This is a genomic window from Phyllobacterium sp. CL33Tsu, from assembly GCF_900113985.1.
GTDB classification, from domain to species: Bacteria; Pseudomonadota; Alphaproteobacteria; order Rhizobiales; family Rhizobiaceae; genus Phyllobacterium; species Phyllobacterium pellucidum.
On sequence record NZ_FORJ01000009.1, the window covers coordinates 158201 to 173604 of the forward strand.

The 15404-nt window shown below is 50.6% G+C and carries 15 protein-coding genes and 1 pseudogene; 8 read left to right on the plus strand and 8 right to left on the minus strand.

Annotated elements, in window-relative coordinates; genetic code table 11:
* Positions 1-31: 31 nt before the first annotated feature.
* Positions 32-922 (minus strand): glycosyltransferase, encoded by an 891-nt coding sequence (locus BM074_RS22440; RefSeq protein ID WP_091925733.1) that lies wholly within the window; start codon positions 920-922, stop codon positions 32-34.
* Between the two features lie 51 nt (positions 923-973).
* Complete coding sequence (locus tag BM074_RS22445; RefSeq protein WP_091925735.1) at positions 974-2029, minus strand: acyltransferase family protein; 1056 nt, start codon at positions 2027-2029, stop codon at positions 974-976.
* 226 nt (positions 2030-2255) lie between these two features.
* Between BM074_RS22445 and BM074_RS22875 the strand changes: the two genes are divergently transcribed.
* The 5 genes from BM074_RS22875 (at position 2256) to BM074_RS22460 (ending at position 6976) form a co-directional block, all read left to right on the plus strand.
* A complete protein-coding gene (locus BM074_RS22875; RefSeq protein ID WP_139217710.1) occupies positions 2256-2483 on the plus strand; it encodes a hypothetical protein in 228 nt (75 codons plus the stop codon).
* 2 nt (positions 2484-2485) lie between these two features.
* Complete coding sequence (locus BM074_RS22450) at positions 2486-3883, plus strand: methyltransferase domain-containing protein (protein ID WP_244533072.1); 1398 nt, start codon at positions 2486-2488, stop codon at positions 3881-3883.
* Positions 3880-5730, plus strand: a complete 1851-nt coding sequence (locus BM074_RS22455; protein ID WP_091925741.1) for a sulfatase-like hydrolase/transferase — start codon at positions 3880-3882, stop codon at positions 5728-5730. The genes BM074_RS22450 and BM074_RS22455 overlap by 4 nt, the downstream gene beginning before the upstream one ends.
* 308 nt (positions 5731-6038) lie before the next feature.
* Positions 6039-6257, plus strand: a complete 219-nt coding sequence (locus BM074_RS22880; protein ID WP_139217711.1) for a hypothetical protein — start codon at positions 6039-6041, stop codon at positions 6255-6257.
* A 2-nt stretch (positions 6258-6259) separates the two neighbouring features.
* The gene (locus BM074_RS22460) at positions 6260-6976 is read left to right on the plus strand and encodes a class I SAM-dependent methyltransferase (protein ID WP_244533074.1); all 717 of its coding nucleotides are present in this window, start codon (positions 6260-6262) and stop codon (positions 6974-6976) included.
* Between the two features lie 2634 nt (positions 6977-9610).
* Here the strand turns inward: BM074_RS22460 and BM074_RS22480 are convergent.
* Entirely contained in the window at positions 9611-9847 is a 237-nt protein-coding gene (locus BM074_RS22480; RefSeq protein WP_091925755.1) for a hypothetical protein, read from the minus strand.
* Positions 9844-10167, minus strand: a complete 324-nt coding sequence (locus BM074_RS22485; protein WP_175499107.1) for a DUF982 domain-containing protein — start codon at positions 10165-10167, stop codon at positions 9844-9846. Before BM074_RS22485 ends, BM074_RS22480 begins: the two co-directional genes overlap by 4 nt.
* Positions 10168-10288: 121 nt before the next feature.
* On the opposite strand from BM074_RS22485, the gene BM074_RS22490 reads away from it, so the two are divergent.
* Both BM074_RS22490 and BM074_RS22495 read left to right on the plus strand, forming a co-directional pair.
* Positions 10289-10531, plus strand: a complete 243-nt coding sequence (locus BM074_RS22490) for a DUF6894 family protein (protein ID WP_091925761.1) — start codon at positions 10289-10291, stop codon at positions 10529-10531.
* A 147-nt stretch (positions 10532-10678) separates the two neighbouring features.
* Positions 10679-11044 carry a hypothetical protein gene (locus BM074_RS22495; RefSeq protein ID WP_091925764.1) on the plus strand — a complete coding sequence of 122 codons (366 nt, stop codon included), beginning with the start codon at positions 10679-10681 and terminating at the stop codon, positions 11042-11044.
* A gap of 198 nt (positions 11045-11242) precedes the next feature.
* Here BM074_RS22495 and BM074_RS22500 read toward each other — a convergent pair whose 3' ends face one another.
* The 4 genes from BM074_RS22500 to BM074_RS22515 form a co-directional block, all read right to left on the minus strand.
* Complete coding sequence (locus BM074_RS22500) at positions 11243-11719, minus strand: hypothetical protein (protein ID WP_091925767.1); 477 nt, start codon at positions 11717-11719, stop codon at positions 11243-11245.
* Between the two features lie 246 nt (positions 11720-11965).
* A complete protein-coding gene (locus BM074_RS22505; protein ID WP_210186496.1) occupies positions 11966-13477 on the minus strand; it encodes a YbhB/YbcL family Raf kinase inhibitor-like protein in 1512 nt (503 codons plus the stop codon).
* Positions 13478-13867: 390 nt separating this feature from the next.
* On the minus strand, positions 13868-14305 hold the full coding sequence (locus tag BM074_RS22510) for an HD domain-containing protein (RefSeq protein ID WP_091925773.1): 438 nt from the start codon (positions 14303-14305) through the stop codon (positions 13868-13870).
* Between the two features lie 26 nt (positions 14306-14331).
* A complete protein-coding gene (locus tag BM074_RS22515; protein ID WP_091925775.1) occupies positions 14332-14739 on the minus strand; it encodes a GFA family protein in 408 nt (135 codons plus the stop codon).
* 453 nt (positions 14740-15192) lie between these two features.
* Here BM074_RS22515 and BM074_RS23200 point away from each other — a divergent pair.
* A pseudogene (locus BM074_RS23200) lies at positions 15193-15404 on the plus strand (cysteine hydrolase); the annotation flags it as partial.

The following is a 15404-nucleotide window of genomic DNA, read 5'->3' on the forward strand; positions in this document are numbered from 1 at the left end:
TCATTTTTGTACTCGTGGAAGGAGTTCGTTATCACAGCGCATACCTATGTTGTGCGTAATTACCGTTTATAAATTGGGCGATGAGGTGATTGGAGTCTCGCTTTGCCGGCAATAAATTTTCGCCTTGACGCCGTCTGAATTCTGCTGCCGCCTTGGTATAAAAAGGCTCAGACGACTTGGAAAAGCTATCGAGGATTTTTTCAGTAAGATCCTGCCGAGACCACTTGTACGACAAAAGGAGTGCTGCCTCCGCAGAATAGTATTGTTCTGTTGGCGTGGTCTTCCACGTACCTGATTGAGTAAGCCGCTTGTCATGGAATACAATCGCAGATGGCTGAAAAATGACCCGAAGGCCGAGTTCCTTAACCCGCCAAGAAAAATCGACATCGTCGCAATACAGAAAGAATGTTTCCGAATCGAATCCGGCCAATCGTTCAAATGTGTCCCGGCGGACGATAGCGCATGCGGTGCTGGCCCAGGACGTATCGCCGGTTACTGGGTCATATTCTTTAGGATGCTCGATCGGCAATTGCTTAGCCTCGACCATGCCAACCGAAGGATTCGAAAAAGGCGCAACGAGATTTTCAAGCAAACGAGGCGATGGAATCACGTCCGGATTCTGAATTAGAATGAAGTCGGCTGTAGCGGATGCCGCGAGGCGATTGTGCCCCCCAGCCGAACCGAGATTGGTGTTAAAAAAGTCATACGTAATATTGAGTGCCGGAAATCGTTCTCTGAAACTCTTCAACTGTTGGGTGCTAAGTGAAGGTACGGGCGATGAATCACCGTAACTCACGGTGTATTCGTCGATACCGAACTGCCGTCCCAACAGAGCCGCCCTTGCAATGCTTTCCAACGATCTCTCAATCGATTCGACTTTGTTCCCATAGAGGATTGACTGTTGAACTACTGATGTTGGCATTGTGTCTCCAAACGTGAGATGGCATGCAGTGGGGCGACCAGTTGCGCTCCTTTACATAGGCTTGAGCGCAATATTGTTTTTCTTTGCAGGTAAGGCGTAGCGCTTCAGCTTTAGCGAGGGAGCTTCAACCAAATGCCAAGAGGCGACGGCGAACGCAAGAGCCAAAACAAACGAGAAAAGGAACATCGGCACAGCTGACAGTCGATTTTCGGTAATGAACCCAAGCGTCTGTTGGATAGGAAATGAATACAGGTAAATTCCGTAGGAGAAATCACCGGGTTTTCCCCAACTGTTGAGCAGTGGGGTTGATTTAAAGCCAAATGCCAAGACGAAATAGCTAACTGTTATCCAATTAACGGCTGGCCCCAGGCTTGAGATTTGTGATGGAAGCCAAAAATTTAGAGCCAATCCAGCAACGGCGATCGGGACATTCAATGGTATCTTCAGCAATCGAATCAATGCTCCAACCATGAAGTATATCATTACATTAGCTGCTTGGAAAATATCAGTTCCATAGAATACCAGTTGTGGGCCGCGGTAAATTGGGTAATAAAAGCACATGAACGCGATAATAATAGCCAAACAAATATATGCATGTATTCGATATTTTATCGTAATCGTTCCGATTAGACTGACAATGACGTAACAAAGAAATTCAGGGGGCAAGCTCCAAAGCGAACCATTTACAGCGTGTGGCGCAATGTTATGCTCAAACACGCCAGGTAGAGAATAGGTCACATATAGTAGAATGTTCCAAAGGTATTCCCACGTCCCTATATTGGAAAAATAATCCTTAGGTGAGAGGCTTGTAACTAATACACCCAAAACCAAGGAGGATAGGATAGTTACTATCACCAGAGCGGGAAATATCCGCAAACAGCGACTTGAAAAGAAAGTAATAAGAGATGGTCGTCTTTCCCAGCTGTCAGTTATTAGAAAGCCGCTAATTGCGAAAAAAATCATCACGCCAACTGGAGCTATCGAGCCACGTAATACCTGAGTCTGGACATCTCCTACTAGGGCTTGGCTATGCCCAAAAACAACGATAGTGGCTGCGACGAATCGCAAAAAATTCAAATTATTCTCTCGATTGTGACTTGCTTCCATCCGCGGTTCTCCCAATGGCGTGCCATAACATTTGGCGCGGTACCAAACAACCTAGTTAGCCTATCCCCTGATTTTCTAGGCGACTGCCAATTTGGCATGTGACATATTTGTGACAAACCCGTAGGTTTTATCAAAAATCAATCGCTGTTGAATGCATTGGCGTGTTTTTTTTGATACGCCCACACCACGACCGCCAGCTTGGCCCACCTCGATAAAGGGACGGACGATGTTTAGATACTCCACGTTAGCAGCTCTATCTGCATCCTATTTTGTTTTGTTAAGCAGCAGTGCTTATGCCTATTTGGACCCGGGTACCGGCAGTATGATTTTGCAGGGAATTATCGGAGGGGCTTTGACGGTTTCGGTCGTAGTATCCGGATACTACTATCGCTTGAAAGGCTGGTTCACAGGCGCCAAGGCTAGCAAAAAGAAAAATCAGGCTAAAGGCGAATAGCTTTGGAACAAATCGCAGGCTCGTTTCGTGACCCATCGGGCCACGTGTTTTCGCACAATGATCAAATATTCCGGACTGTACAGGCAACAGCTAAAGCGAGTTACGAAAAGTTTCGCGATAGCCCCGTCGTCAAGTTGTTAGCAGAGCAAGGGAATCTCATTGGGTTCGATGAGGTCCCTCACAACAACTGGCCGGAAAATATACCATCTGCAGAGTACGTTCTGCGCCACCCCAAGATACCGTATATTTCGTATGCATACGAATGGACATTTAGCCAATTAAAAGCTGCCGCTTTATGTCACTTGGCTGTTCAACTCGAGCTCTTTGACGAGGGGTTTGTTCTTACAGACGCATCCGCATATAACGTGCAATTCCAAGGTCCAGATCCAATTTTTATCGATCTCCTCTCGATACGTCCATATAGAGATGGTGAATTCTGGTTGGGGCATCGACAATTTTGCGAGCAGTTTCTGAATCCACTTTTGCTGCGGTCACTCACAGGTGTCAGTCACAATAATTGGTTTAGAGGTGCTTTGGAGGGAATTTCCACTGCGGATATCGCGAAGTTAATCCCTATAGCAAAGCGGTTATCATTCAACGTTTTGTTACATGTGATGATGCAGGCACGACTTGAGAGAAAATCGGTTTCCGACCCCGCGGCTGCGGTTTCCTCGGTAAAGAATCGACATACGTTAAAGAAATCCAATTATCGAGCATTACTGCAACAGATGCATAATTGGATTTCGAAACTCCAACCTGCCGGTGAAAAGCAAACGGTCTGGGGTGAATATGCCAAAGAAAACACGTATACCGGTGACGAAGCTCAACTTAAAGCTCGCTTGATTTCGGAATTCACCAATCGTTTAAAGCCACGGCTGCTTGTAGATATAGGATGCAACTCTGGCGATTATTCCGTCGCGGCTCTCAACGGTGGGGCTGAATATGTGGTTGGGTTTGATTTCGATCAGAACGCGTTGGAACTAGCATTCGCGCGAGCTCAAGCGGATCAGCTACAATTTTTGCCCTTATGGCTCGATGCATCTAATCCTAGTCCTTCTCAAGGTTGGCAGCAATCCGAGCGGTTGGGGTTCGATCAAAGGACAAAAGCCGACGCATTGATAGCTCTTGCTTTCGAACATCATTTGGCCATCGCAAAGAACGTTCCGCTCGATCAGGTCGTCCGTTGGTTAACTGCAATTGCGCCGCGCGGCGTGATCGAATTTGTCCCCAAAGATGACCCAACAGTTAAGCGCATGCTGGCGTTACGGGAGGACATTTTCCCTAACTACTCTATGGAAGAGTTTGCTGGGCATTTATCTAAATTTGGTCGGATAGATCGCACAGAAACTATATCCACTTCTGGACGGACGCTGTTCTTTTTCGAAAAAGAGAACAAATGAATTCCTCGGCACACTATAAAACTACCTCAAAAAGTCAAATGAAATTCAAAGTGGCAAGATTCGGCTTTTGGGTGGTATTGTTTGCCGCGTTGATTTTCACCTCTTACAGCTTTGTCTTTGAAGTCACTAAGGTTTCTTTTTTAGCAAGTTTACCATTGGTCGATAAACTTTCCGTTTTATCAGGAATGTTCGCGCTGACTGTTGTTGTCGCGCTTTTGGCATTTACAGTTAGTAGTTTATTATCGGGTATTTCGGGAAAATTGGAATGGACGCAGAATGCAGCTTCGCTTGTTGCATATGTTATTCTTGTGGTGACTCTAATAACAATTGGAGAAAATTGGTCTTATACGCTTTTCGGCGTAGGTCTGAAGGTGGGTGACAGCTTCGCACTGAAACTCACCTTCCTCATAATTAGCGCTTTAGGGGCGAAGCTACTACTTTCGCCTCTCAGTGCTTTGGCATATCGAGCAACAAATCTCGGAATCATCCCCCTGTGCGCGCTTTCAGCCGTCGCAATTGGCTACCTAATATTTCTCACCATGGCGCCGAGTGCTGCGGCCAAAGTATCAAGCCAAGATGTGAAACATAAATTCAACGTTCTCATCCTCTCCTCGGACGGGTTGGATGCTTCGAGCATGGGAATCTACGGGTATAGTGCCGATACAACGCCGTTCCTAAGCAAGCATAGTGATGAATTCACAATTTATACTAACGCTTATACTAACAATGGTAACACCACCGGATCAATCGTTTCACTTCTGAATGGAATATCTCCCCTCACCACCGGCGTGGTATATCCCCCCGATTCGCTCGACACAAACTTCGCGGAGCGCACGTTGCCGCATTTGCTGGGGCAACTAGGATATTACCGGGCGAACTTGGCAGTGCCGCATTTTGCCGATGCTAGGGACCAAAACCTTACCAACGCCTTTGACGAAAACAACGGTGAGGACGAGCGATATCGCAATTTGACAACAAACTATTTGGGGGACGGACCCCTGGGACAGTTCGTCCTGCACACCGTGGGTTACGCGGTGGAGCTAATGATGGACGCTACTTTTATTAAAGAATACGATAATCCAATGGATCAAATAGAGGGAACGAGCTCAACTCTCACGGATGTTGATCGCATCGAGGCAATAAAACGCATTGCCCGGCATCATCGTCCTTTCTTTATCAATACGCATTTCATGGGCTCGCACGGTCCAATGTTTAATCCTAGTTCACGAGTGGCGTCGGCAAATTTGAAGCAAGAGCGTCCTTGGCAGAAGGAATTCTACGAAGATTCTATTCGCGATTTTGATAATACTATTGAGGCTGCTTACACCTTTTTGACCAAACAAGGAATCTTGAACGACACCTTTATTGTAATTACATCGGATCATGGACAGGGATATAATGCTCATAAGCGTATACCTTTGATGGTTCGCTTTCCAAGCGTTAGTCCAGGCGTAGTCGCCCAATCTGTCCAGCGTATTGATATAGCCCCGACGATTCTTTCTGTCTTAGGCGTGCAAAAACCTAATTGGATGGAAGGTGACAGCCTGCTTGAAGTGCAGTCCCTCGGGCAATCGCGAATGATATTTAGTGCAAATGTTGTTAGCTCACGAAACTCGAAAAGTGGGTGGGTTCGATCCAGCGAGACTAACAACGGCCGAAATCTGATAACAGGCATTGTTTGCAATAGATACGCCGTATTTGGCGGCAGTGACAAATTTAGTTCCGGAGTGCTCGACGCGCCCAATCCGCCGTGTAAGCTCACCGAGTTGGAGGCGCAGACTATGTTGACGAGTGCGCTGAAACTGCGAATTGAGAATACAAAAAACGTTGTGGGCCTTGCTTGGTGATCGTGAGTTGTGCTCGCATGCGAAGCCGACAAGTAAGCCATACCCGCGGGCCCGCCGGGGCCCTTTACGAGGCTAACAGCAAGTGGAAATTCCTGATATTATGAGCGGTCGCTCTATTTTGGTTTCACACGCTGTATCCTCCGCGGTTCATTCCGCAGCGATCCTAGTTAGTCCTGTCGAGATTGAATAATAGTTAATTCGATCAATCTGCAGTTCGGGATATCTCCGGTAGTGAGATCATTATAGCAGTGCAAGTGTGAATAAGTTGACTTTAATGTTTTCCAATACATTTGGGATCTCACGCCTTCATGACAAACTCGCTGAAGCATCTTGCCTTTAAAATTCCGGCGATTGCGCGCCTCAGACACCAACGAAACACCGCGTTGGTAGAAAACGCGCAGCTTCGTGCTGAGATATCTGAGATCAAGCACATGCTTCTGCATCAAAATGAACGCAGGAATGGTCGTTTTGTTTTAGAATTCGACTATCCCTACTTCCCACGCGTAGGAACCCATGGAAGTCGTTGATCGTGAAACGGCGCGAAGAATACAAACGCCTACTAGCTTCATTTTGTGAATTGCAGCCTTTTCTTCATCGCATATCGCTGGATGAACCGGCTGATATTGAGCAGCCGTATTGGTCGAATGGTTGGTTGTCTGTTCTCGACGGCATTAGTATCTATTGCTTGCTCGTCCAAAACAACCCTAACCTTTACCTTGAGGTTGGATCTGGAAATTCAACCAAGTTTGCCAAGCGAGCTGTCCGCGATCACGGCCTGCAAACCAAAATAATTTCGATCGATCCTTTACCGCGAGCCGAGATAGATAAGATTTGCGATGAGGTTGTGCGGACCGGCCTTCAGGATGTCGATTTGTCCATTTTCGCGCGCTTACAGCCCGGTGACATTGCCTTCATTGACAATTCTCACCGTAGTTTCCAATATTCAGATGTAACAGTGTTTTTCACAATGATATTGCCGTTTTTAAAAGCGGGTTGCTTTTACGGCATCCATGATGTTTTTTTGCCTGAAGACTATCCAGCGCAATGGACGGAGCGTTATTATAATGAGCAGTATCTCTTAATGATGTACCTGCTTGGTGGTGCTATGGGTGATGAAATTGTGTTGCCACTCGCTTACACCGTTATGGAGCAAGAGGTCTTGTCCGCGCTTAACGCAGTATTGAACAACGGGCCGCTCGCGGGCGTGGAACCGAGCGGCGGTGCGTTCTGGATGAAGAAGAGTTAGAGCAACGATGCTAACCAATATCGTCCGTTTTCGGACCGCGATCATAATCGCGACTTTGGCTGGGGTCTCTAATTTAAGTGCTTACTTTTCATCTCGACTGCATAGCTGCCTATTCTAGGTAAGCCCCGTGACAGGCGCCTGGCTTATTTAATTGGCGCGTTTTCCCAAGAATGTCGGCTGCTGCAACGCTTGGTATATTATATTGGGTGGTGCGTTATAAAGATGAGCCGCGAGTTGTAGCGACCCCTATAGGGATTGTCGTCCTTTTATCATCCCAAAAGCGTGCCGATAACCAGTTGGCCAAACTTGTGCTTGGGGAATCTATGAGACGTTCATAGAAATGGGAGATCATCAATATCAGGCCAATCGTGAGCGGTATTGTTATAACGGCGGCGAGTTCGTGGTTAAACCCCCAATCCAGCATAAGAAGTCCCATGGTTGCGAAGGTGAATGAACATATAATTGGCCAGTGGATGAGATAGCTGGAGAAGGAAATCCTGCCGAGAAACGTTGGTACTCGCGAAGTCAAAAGGCCTGCTGCTTTCGTGCTCCCCAAAACGCCGCACACGATAAACAATGCCCCAATTATGTTCATCAGTAGTCGTTCTTTCCCAGTCAGGTCTGGAAGCGGAAAGGGAAGGGAACCGAAATTCAGGTCCAACCACATATACGCCGCTGAAGTATCGTATCCACCGATGTATAGGCCGAGAAAGATCAATGCCGTTGCCAACTTCTGGTAGCTAATCAACCATTCCCGTATCCGGTGGAGGCAACTGCCAGCAAAAATCGTCAGGAAATGCATCAGCAGCACAGTTCCCGGCTTAAAAAAGAGTGTGAACATTAGGAAAGCGGCAAGGGTTAGAAGGAGGCTACGCTGGCCAACGAGAACCTAGGCAGCAAACAGGAATAGTGAGCCGAAAAGTTCAATTTGGATTGTCCAGAGGGGAACGTTCAGTGCAATATCGTTTAAAATTGGGGCACCAACGAAACCATTCCACAAAGCCTCTTGGAACGTGTAGACCGTCCGATATTGACTAGTGGGCCATCCTGCGCCTTGAAGCTTAGGTACTAGATCGGTTCTTATCCAACCAAGCGACATTAGACTCCAAGCGAAGATTACTGAGAAAGCCGCAGGGATTACCAACCGAGGGTAGCGCTTTATGGCGCCTTTCCTCAGAACGCGAATGTCATCCGTTTCAAAAAATTTTTTGGTTAGTACGTAGCCGCTGAGAACGAAAAATATCGATACCGCAAAATTCCCGTTAAAGAACACGGTAAAGATTGGCAGAGACAGATACGTTTCCCACCAATGAGCCTGGGGGATGTCGCCAGCACGCGGCGAATAGTGCGCGAGATAAGGGAACAATGCGAGTAAGATGTGCGCAAGGAGCACACCTAGAGCCGCGAGTCCTCGCAGGCCCTCAAGAGAATCATTTTTCAAAGCAGACTACCCGACTAGAGATTAAAGCCACCGTTATACGTTCGCCGCGAGCGAAGCAACTCTGTCAGCAGAAATGCTAAGGCAGATCGACAAGGCGACCCCGGACAGCAACGGCCACGGCGCGAATCGGACTTGATCAGCCCGAAGTTCATTCCGCAAACAATGTTTGAATCCAACGATTTAAAGTGCAGCAGGGGATGCTTGGGCCCGACGGCCGCTTTGCAAAGCGACGATTCATGATCCGATCTCGCATCAAAGAACGGAAGAACCAGGCTGACACGACCGAGCCATCAGGTCCCGCGACCCGTTCAGCCCAACCTTTATCGCTCTGCCAGTGATGCCGTCCTATTGCGAGAGAGTATAGATCGCGCCGAAGTAACTGTATGCGAGCACAGCAGTTATCATAATGAGAGCTTTTATGACCATGGGCCAATCAATCGCCCGCTTTGTTTCAGGCTGAATTGGTCCAGCGGGGCCCAATTGCTCCACAACCTCTGATGATTCCACAGATACGAAGGTCGCTCCGTCCATAAGCTTTCTCTCCAAGTCTCTGACCGGTAATATCATCGGCTGACAAAAAGCGAGAGTTGGCCCTTCGGTTTCGTCGCTACGACGTAAAGCTTTTCTCCGTCCCTATTTCGGGTGAGGCCTCGACGTATAGGCGGTGGCTGGCACACTCGGATAAGCCAGCATCCATCATTGAGATAAGAAATCGCCCGCCGCCGGTTATCCGGTTGGCGGGCTCTTTTGTGTTTCGCACCAAGCTGGCGTGCCTGCTAGACGTACCAACTGTATGTTTTTCCGCCCCTGACGACAGCACTCTTAGAGGGGACGCAAGGGCGATCCCAATCCACACAAAAGGTATCATAAGGGGCGGTTGTCCGGCACGGCACTGAGTGATCGTCGCCCGGTTTCAGTGAAAAGGATGTCATACCCCCGTACGCAAAGTCGATCGTCACAGTAAGAGCAAAGTCAGCATACTCTGGATGTTTCATTCCCCGCTTAAACCAAGTCTTCTTTTTCTTTAGCGGGCCTTCGTGCGGTTTTATCGCCAAGCGTTCTGCTAATGGTCGGGCAAGTTTTGTATCACACGCGACGCCTTCCGGTGATGGAGGCTCCAACTCATTTTTCATTAGATTGCTCCCGCTAACGTTGCCAATACCCACTCCCGCCCAATAACCGGCGGGCTTTTTTTAAGGAGTGCTTGGTCTCAGTTGCTCCTCGATTACTTCCCGCGCCATTTCGAACACTGTTGCCGGTCCCTCTGGTTGGTTCTGTTCCAGCAACTGGAGTGCGAACTCGTAAACCTCCCGCTCGTCCTGCTCGGATATGAGGTCCTTTCGCTTCAGGTGGGACACGAGCGCCGCAAGGATAGCTGACGTCGATAGAGCCACAGACGTTGCGGACTGCACAGCAGGATCGTTGCTCATCGTCGGGCTGTCTTTCTCTTGCCCCATTTTGGATCAGGCTTACCGGTATAGGCCGGTCGCATCGGCTCGGCTTCCATGTAAATGTCGGCTTCTCTCGCGGCCTCGACGAAAGCCACACGCGCCACGGCCGGCGAGCAATTCCCCTCAAGGCACTTAAGCAATATCTCACGCGCCATGAGATTTTTCGGGCCAGCCTGATCTGGCCAGTGCTCGAGCACGAACCTTGCTGCGTCGTACGCCGACGTCACGCTGACAAGCTGGCCCGCCTGCCTGCCGAACACTTGCACTCGCTGGAACGTCTTGTAGTCCTCGTAAACCATGGACGAGAATATAGGACCGGGTTTTCGGGATTCCGAATCAATCAATTTATTTATTGAGGGAACAGTAGCCTGTCTGGACGCTTGTTGATTTACGGTCACTTCACCAGGAGCCATAGGCACAATGCCAATCTTTCATTTCGCCTACCACGAGGGAGACGGGCTGCTCATTGACGTGGTCGATGTGGAGTGTGCCGACGGTGAAGCCGCCCTACACGCTGCCGCGGAAGCCGCGCGCGACAATATCCATGAAGCTGTCGGGAGAAACATCGATCCTTCGAAGTTCTTGGTCCACGTATATGACGATATGAGCCGGCTCATTGGCACGTTGCGTATTTCCGACGTTATGACACAACCGAGTGGGTGATAGTCGGGCACGGGTAAACTCGCCCAGGCCGCCTTCTGGTTGCGGCGCTTGGGAAAGAAGGGCTACCGATCACTCCCTGGCGCACCATTTGAGTTCGGAACAATGTAACTGCAAGGGGATTTTACATAGACGTAAGGAGAGATTTAAATGAAACCGATATCAACGATTTTTGCATTTTTGGCGTTCACTACTTTTTTTGCTGCGCCAAGCATGGCGGCTTGTCCCGATACCGCCGGCGCCACTCCAGCGGACGCACAGAAAGGGATTTCCCAAGATGGCACGCATGTCCCATTAGAGAATAGCCCTAACAGCAAGACGCAAAACTTGCCAGCAAGCTCGGGAACCACAACGACCAGCAATAAAGCTAAAGCGGAAACGCAGAAAGACGGCAATACCATGCCGATGGCGGCAGACAAAAATCAGGCTACGTCAGACCAAGATGTCGCCGCTCAGCAGAAGGGAGACAAGACGGCGGCAGCCACGGCCGACGCCGCCAAAGATTGCGTGGAATAAAGCTTGGCGCCCATACTAGCAAATGGCGGCGACCCAGAGCCGCAATGATTCATTCTTCGGTTTGCCTGGCGTCGGAAGTTCCAGCGCCAGGCTCATGCGTCGTTTATTTATCAAAGGTATACGAGCGCGCGCGGGTACGTCCGATAGTCAAATCTCGCCTGAGTCGGCGCTCTTCTTCGAGGTTCGCCTGGAGTTCATTTACACTATCGCCCGATGCAGCGCTTGCGTCTTCGCCAGTGGACGGGGCGGGATCGTCTGTATCGTCCGCAGCGCTGGGTGACCATCCTTCCGAACGCCAAGAAGCGGCGCGTTCATCGATATCGACGCTGCCCTCATCATCGAGAATGTCGAGAGCCTTATCGCCAATTCGCCAGTTACATTGGCTACCGTAACAAGGAAACCGCCGCGTCGTAGTCCTTCGGTATAGACTTCCCGTTCCGCACTGGGGAAAAGGAAATCGCCGATTGATTCCCAAAATCCCTTGCCATGCTCGTTTGTCGTTGCCGATGCATCGAGGGTGTCATCGCCGTCGACGAGACGAATGCTAGCTTGGTTAATACCCGTGGCCACCAAACGCTGGACGGCTTCTTCGGCCGCATCACGGTCTTCGTAAAAGGCGGTCAGGGTATTTGATGGATGCGGATCGTAACCGGGAGTGGAATCGAAGTTGCTCATGGTGCATCTCCTAGTAAATGGGCAAGGTGGCGTGCCGTGTGAAACATGCACTCTCAACTTTGGCGTCTATAATTTGTTCCCTCGGACATCCCAGGCTGATCGATGAGCCTTCGAGTCGCCAGCGCACAGAAAGACAACGGGCATGAGTAAAGTCGCTGTGGGAGGCTCCAACCGTGCCCTCACTTTCAATGGGTTCCATGAAGCGAGCGCTAGCCCACATGGACCGCGCCACCGAGACGTCTCCATTCACCTATCATTTGCCGCAGACTTTCGCTCATACGTACCCACGATTTGGCCCTCAGCCAACACATGGCCTGCCATCGCTTTCAGTACAGCATCCCGCTTGGAGCCTGGTTCAAGATCAAGAGTCGCAAGGTCGAGGGCGAATAACTGGAAATGGTAATGGTGCGCTGGATCTCCGAAGGGGGGCTTAGGCCCGGTATATCCGCTCGAACCGGACGAATTGATGCCCTGCTTCATGTCCTTTGGAAAGGAAAGAACCGGATCAGTGGGAAGACCTTCTCGCAGTTCGGCCGTAGTAGCGGGGATGTCGTAGGCTAGCCAGTGAACAAAGGGTTTGGGCTTTTCAGCATCCGGATCGTCCACAATGATAACGAATGATTTCGTTCCGTCTGGACCGCCATTCCAAGTGAGCTTGGGCGAGGCATTATCGCCATCGGCCACATGCGGAAGTGGAATGGGCTGATCACTGCCAAAGCTGGACTCTGCCTTGAGCGGGTCTTCGGATTTGGCATCGACAAGGTCGATGGCGATCTTGGACGCCGGAATGTCGGTCACTACATTAGGGACGGCTTGTGGATTGGCTCCGGCAGCCGAAGCATTGCCATCGTGCGAAACTCTGTAAACAATACCATTCGAATCGTCTGCGACATAAAGCGATCCATCTTTGCCGACAGCAACCCCCGTCAGGCGCCCGAGAAAGCCGAATTTGCCGCCTTCCTGCTTGAGCAGAAACCCTTCAAGAAACTTTTCGACACCGATTGGTTTGCCGTTCTCGAAATTTATCCGAACCACCTCATAGCCGCTCGGCGGGCGACGGTTCCATGAACCGCGCATTGCGACAAAGGCGTCGCCACTGTAGTCGGCTGGAAAGGCATTGCCGTCGTAGAAGGCCATCTGCATAGGGGCGCTGTGAGCGGTGTAGCCAAGCACGGGTTCAGTTGAAAGCTTTGCCCACTGATCAAGCGTCATGCCTTCCGGCGTATTGATGTGGGGGTTGAGTTCGCTCATGCCGAACACGAACGGCCAGCCATACTGCTTGCCTTGTTCGATGCGATTTAGCTCTTCAACCTGTGACGCGTCGCCAAGCCAGTCAATGCCGTGATCGAGGCCATATAATACGCCGGTCTTTGGCTCCCAGTCGAAGCCGATGGTGTTGCGCAGGCCGCTGGCAAATATCGTTCGGCTCGTACCATCCTTCTTGGCACGAAGGATGGTTGCGTTTTCAGGGTTGCTTTCCTGGCACTCGTTGCAGGTACTTCCTACGGTAATATACAGCATGCCATCGGGCCCGACTGCGATAGTTCGGTTGGCATGCTGCCCCGCGTCGGGTAAATCGTTGATGATACGCTTGAGCTCACCGAAGGTACCGTCTTCGTTCACTGGCGCGGTATAGACATCATTCACCGTGACGAGGAAAACGGTGCTTCCGTCGAAAGCGATACCATGCAGGCCCGGCCGGCTGGCCACTGTCTGGATACCATCGGCCTTGCCATCGTCGTTGTCGTCCTTAAGCATGATCACGTCGCCGACAGAGCGACGCGTCGCATAGAGGACACCCTTTTCGGACACGGCGAGCATGCGCGGATTGATGAGGTCGCGGGCAAATACGTCGACCTTGAAGCCTTGCGGCCGCATGATAAGTGACGTCAGCTGCGCATCATCTTTCACCTGGAGCTTTTCAGGTTCAAGAATAGATCCCTGGACTACAACATCGGAGAATTCCCCGACTTTGCCCTTGGTCTGCGCGCCACCTGCGGACGGCAGCACAAATCCCAGGGCGGATACGGACAGAAGAAGAGCGGCGAGGCGACAACGCATAGAACCTCCAAGACATTCTAATTCGGTTACAGTGTCGCAACGTCAGAGAATGAATTTTGATCCCTGGCCCTTGTGGACCTCGACGCGTTACGCAGGAGTATCCATCCCGCCACTCAAGACCCTCAGGGCTTTGGTATATTTTGCGAGCTTGTCTCGCGATTTGTCGTCTTGAACCTGCATTTGCACAGTTTGGATATTGTCCTCGAGGTCAGCGATTTTAACGCGCCGAGCCAGCGCATTGATTTTGGTACGCTCAACAAAGTCTTCATAGTCTTCCCCATGCCTACGTGTAACGGCGTCGATAGCCACGAGAACATGCTCCGAAAAACCCTCCGAGCGCAGAGTGACCAACGTCCATGCCGTTTTTTCAACGACGTCATGAAGGACGCCCACGATCTGTTCCTCGATGTCCACAAGTTTGAGCATGACCCTCAAGGGGTGAAAAATATATGGCTCGCCGTTTTCGGCGAGGTGGCCAGCATGCGCGGAAGCCGCGATTGCGATGGCTTGCGCGATGGTTGGCATTTCGTGTCTCCTTTCTGGGTACGGAGTTACCAGCCTTCCTCAGGAGGGTGGGCTGGCAGCTCTTCACCGCACCGGACCCAATGCAATCTGCTTTGCTCATGATAATTGTAGGTTGGTGGTATTTTTTCCGGCGTATCAAACGTACCCGCATAGAACGCGAGCTGATCCGGGTCGTCGTCATATTGCAATGTGATTGGCGTACCGCAATCGCCGCAGAAACTGCGCGTTGCGATTGGGGAGGAGCGTCGCGCTTTCGGTTGCTTTGTTCCCTCCCAGACGACAGCTGTGGCGTCAACCCAACTCAGCACGGCAAACGGTCCGCCAGTCGCGCGACGACACATGTCACAGTGACAAATGTGCGTACGCCTAATTCGGCGCACACGAAATCGAATATTGCCGCACAGACATCCTCCCTCGATCTCGTCCAATACCATGGGATTTTCCAATTTGGTTTACGAGCACCTAATGGGCGTCGCACGCACAAGTTCCCAACACGGCGGCGGAACCATCAGGGCGTTAGGCGGTTATGCGGGAAATTTCACTTTTACCTTTCGAGAACCCGGAGCCGCGGCGCTAGACCGGGGGCGCCGTCATCAGTGGACTCGTAGCAGTTCCCGTTAGGGTAGTGATGATGCTGAGGCCGTGGATGCTGATGACGCAGGACACAAGCATAATGGTTAAGAAAACCATTGAGACTGAAAGCCTTGTTTTGGCTGGTTCGCACCCATATTCACGGCTAGCTGCCACCCTCCGCATGCTGATAATAATGTTTCTTTAGACGGGTGGCGACCGTGGCGAGCGGACTAAGATTTGGCCCCATTGATGAAGCGGCAGTTCACCTTTGTGTCGACATGCAGGGCATTTTTCGAGGTGACAGCCCTTGGGCCATGCCGTGGTTCGACCGGGTCTTACCGCACATTGAGGCCTTGGTAGGAAAAGACCCTACGCGGACAGTGTTCACCCGATTTATTCCTGCTCGGAATACACAAGACGTGGGTGGAACTTGGCTGCGCTATTATCAACGCTGGAATAACATGACCCTTGATAATCTTGACGCCGGCCAGGTTGATATCGTTCCTGAGCTTGCGCGGCATGTTCC

Coding starts and splice junctions, on each gene's coding strand:
- BM074_RS22440 (WP_091925733.1), bottom strand. CDS start 922: ATGCCAACATCAGTAGTTCAACAGTCAATCCTCTATGGGAACAAAGTC.
- BM074_RS22445 (WP_091925735.1), bottom strand. CDS start 2,029: ATGGAAGCAAGTCACAATCGAGAGAATAATTTGAATTTTTTGCGATTC.
- BM074_RS22875 (WP_139217710.1), top strand. CDS start 2,256: ATGTTTAGATACTCCACGTTAGCAGCTCTATCTGCATCCTATTTTGTT.
- BM074_RS22455 (WP_091925741.1), top strand. CDS start 3,880: ATGAATTCCTCGGCACACTATAAAACTACCTCAAAAAGTCAAATGAAA.
- BM074_RS22880 (WP_139217711.1), top strand. CDS start 6,039: ATGACAAACTCGCTGAAGCATCTTGCCTTTAAAATTCCGGCGATTGCG.
- BM074_RS22480 (WP_091925755.1), bottom strand. CDS start 9,847: ATGAGCAACGATCCTGCTGTGCAGTCCGCAACGTCTGTGGCTCTATCG.
- BM074_RS22485 (WP_175499107.1), bottom strand. CDS start 10,167: ATGGTTTACGAGGACTACAAGACGTTCCAGCGAGTGCAAGTGTTCGGC.
- BM074_RS22490 (WP_091925761.1), top strand. CDS start 10,289: ATGCCAATCTTTCATTTCGCCTACCACGAGGGAGACGGGCTGCTCATT.
- BM074_RS22495 (WP_091925764.1), top strand. CDS start 10,679: ATGAAACCGATATCAACGATTTTTGCATTTTTGGCGTTCACTACTTTT.
- BM074_RS22500 (WP_091925767.1), bottom strand. CDS start 11,719: ATGAGCAACTTCGATTCCACTCCCGGTTACGATCCGCATCCATCAAAT.
- BM074_RS22505 (WP_210186496.1), bottom strand. CDS start 13,477: ATGCTTAAGGACGACAACGACGATGGCAAGGCCGATGGTATCCAGACA.
- BM074_RS22510 (WP_091925773.1), bottom strand. CDS start 14,305: ATGCCAACCATCGCGCAAGCCATCGCAATCGCGGCTTCCGCGCATGCT.
- BM074_RS22515 (WP_091925775.1), bottom strand. CDS start 14,739: ATGGTATTGGACGAGATCGAGGGAGGATGTCTGTGCGGCAATATTCGA.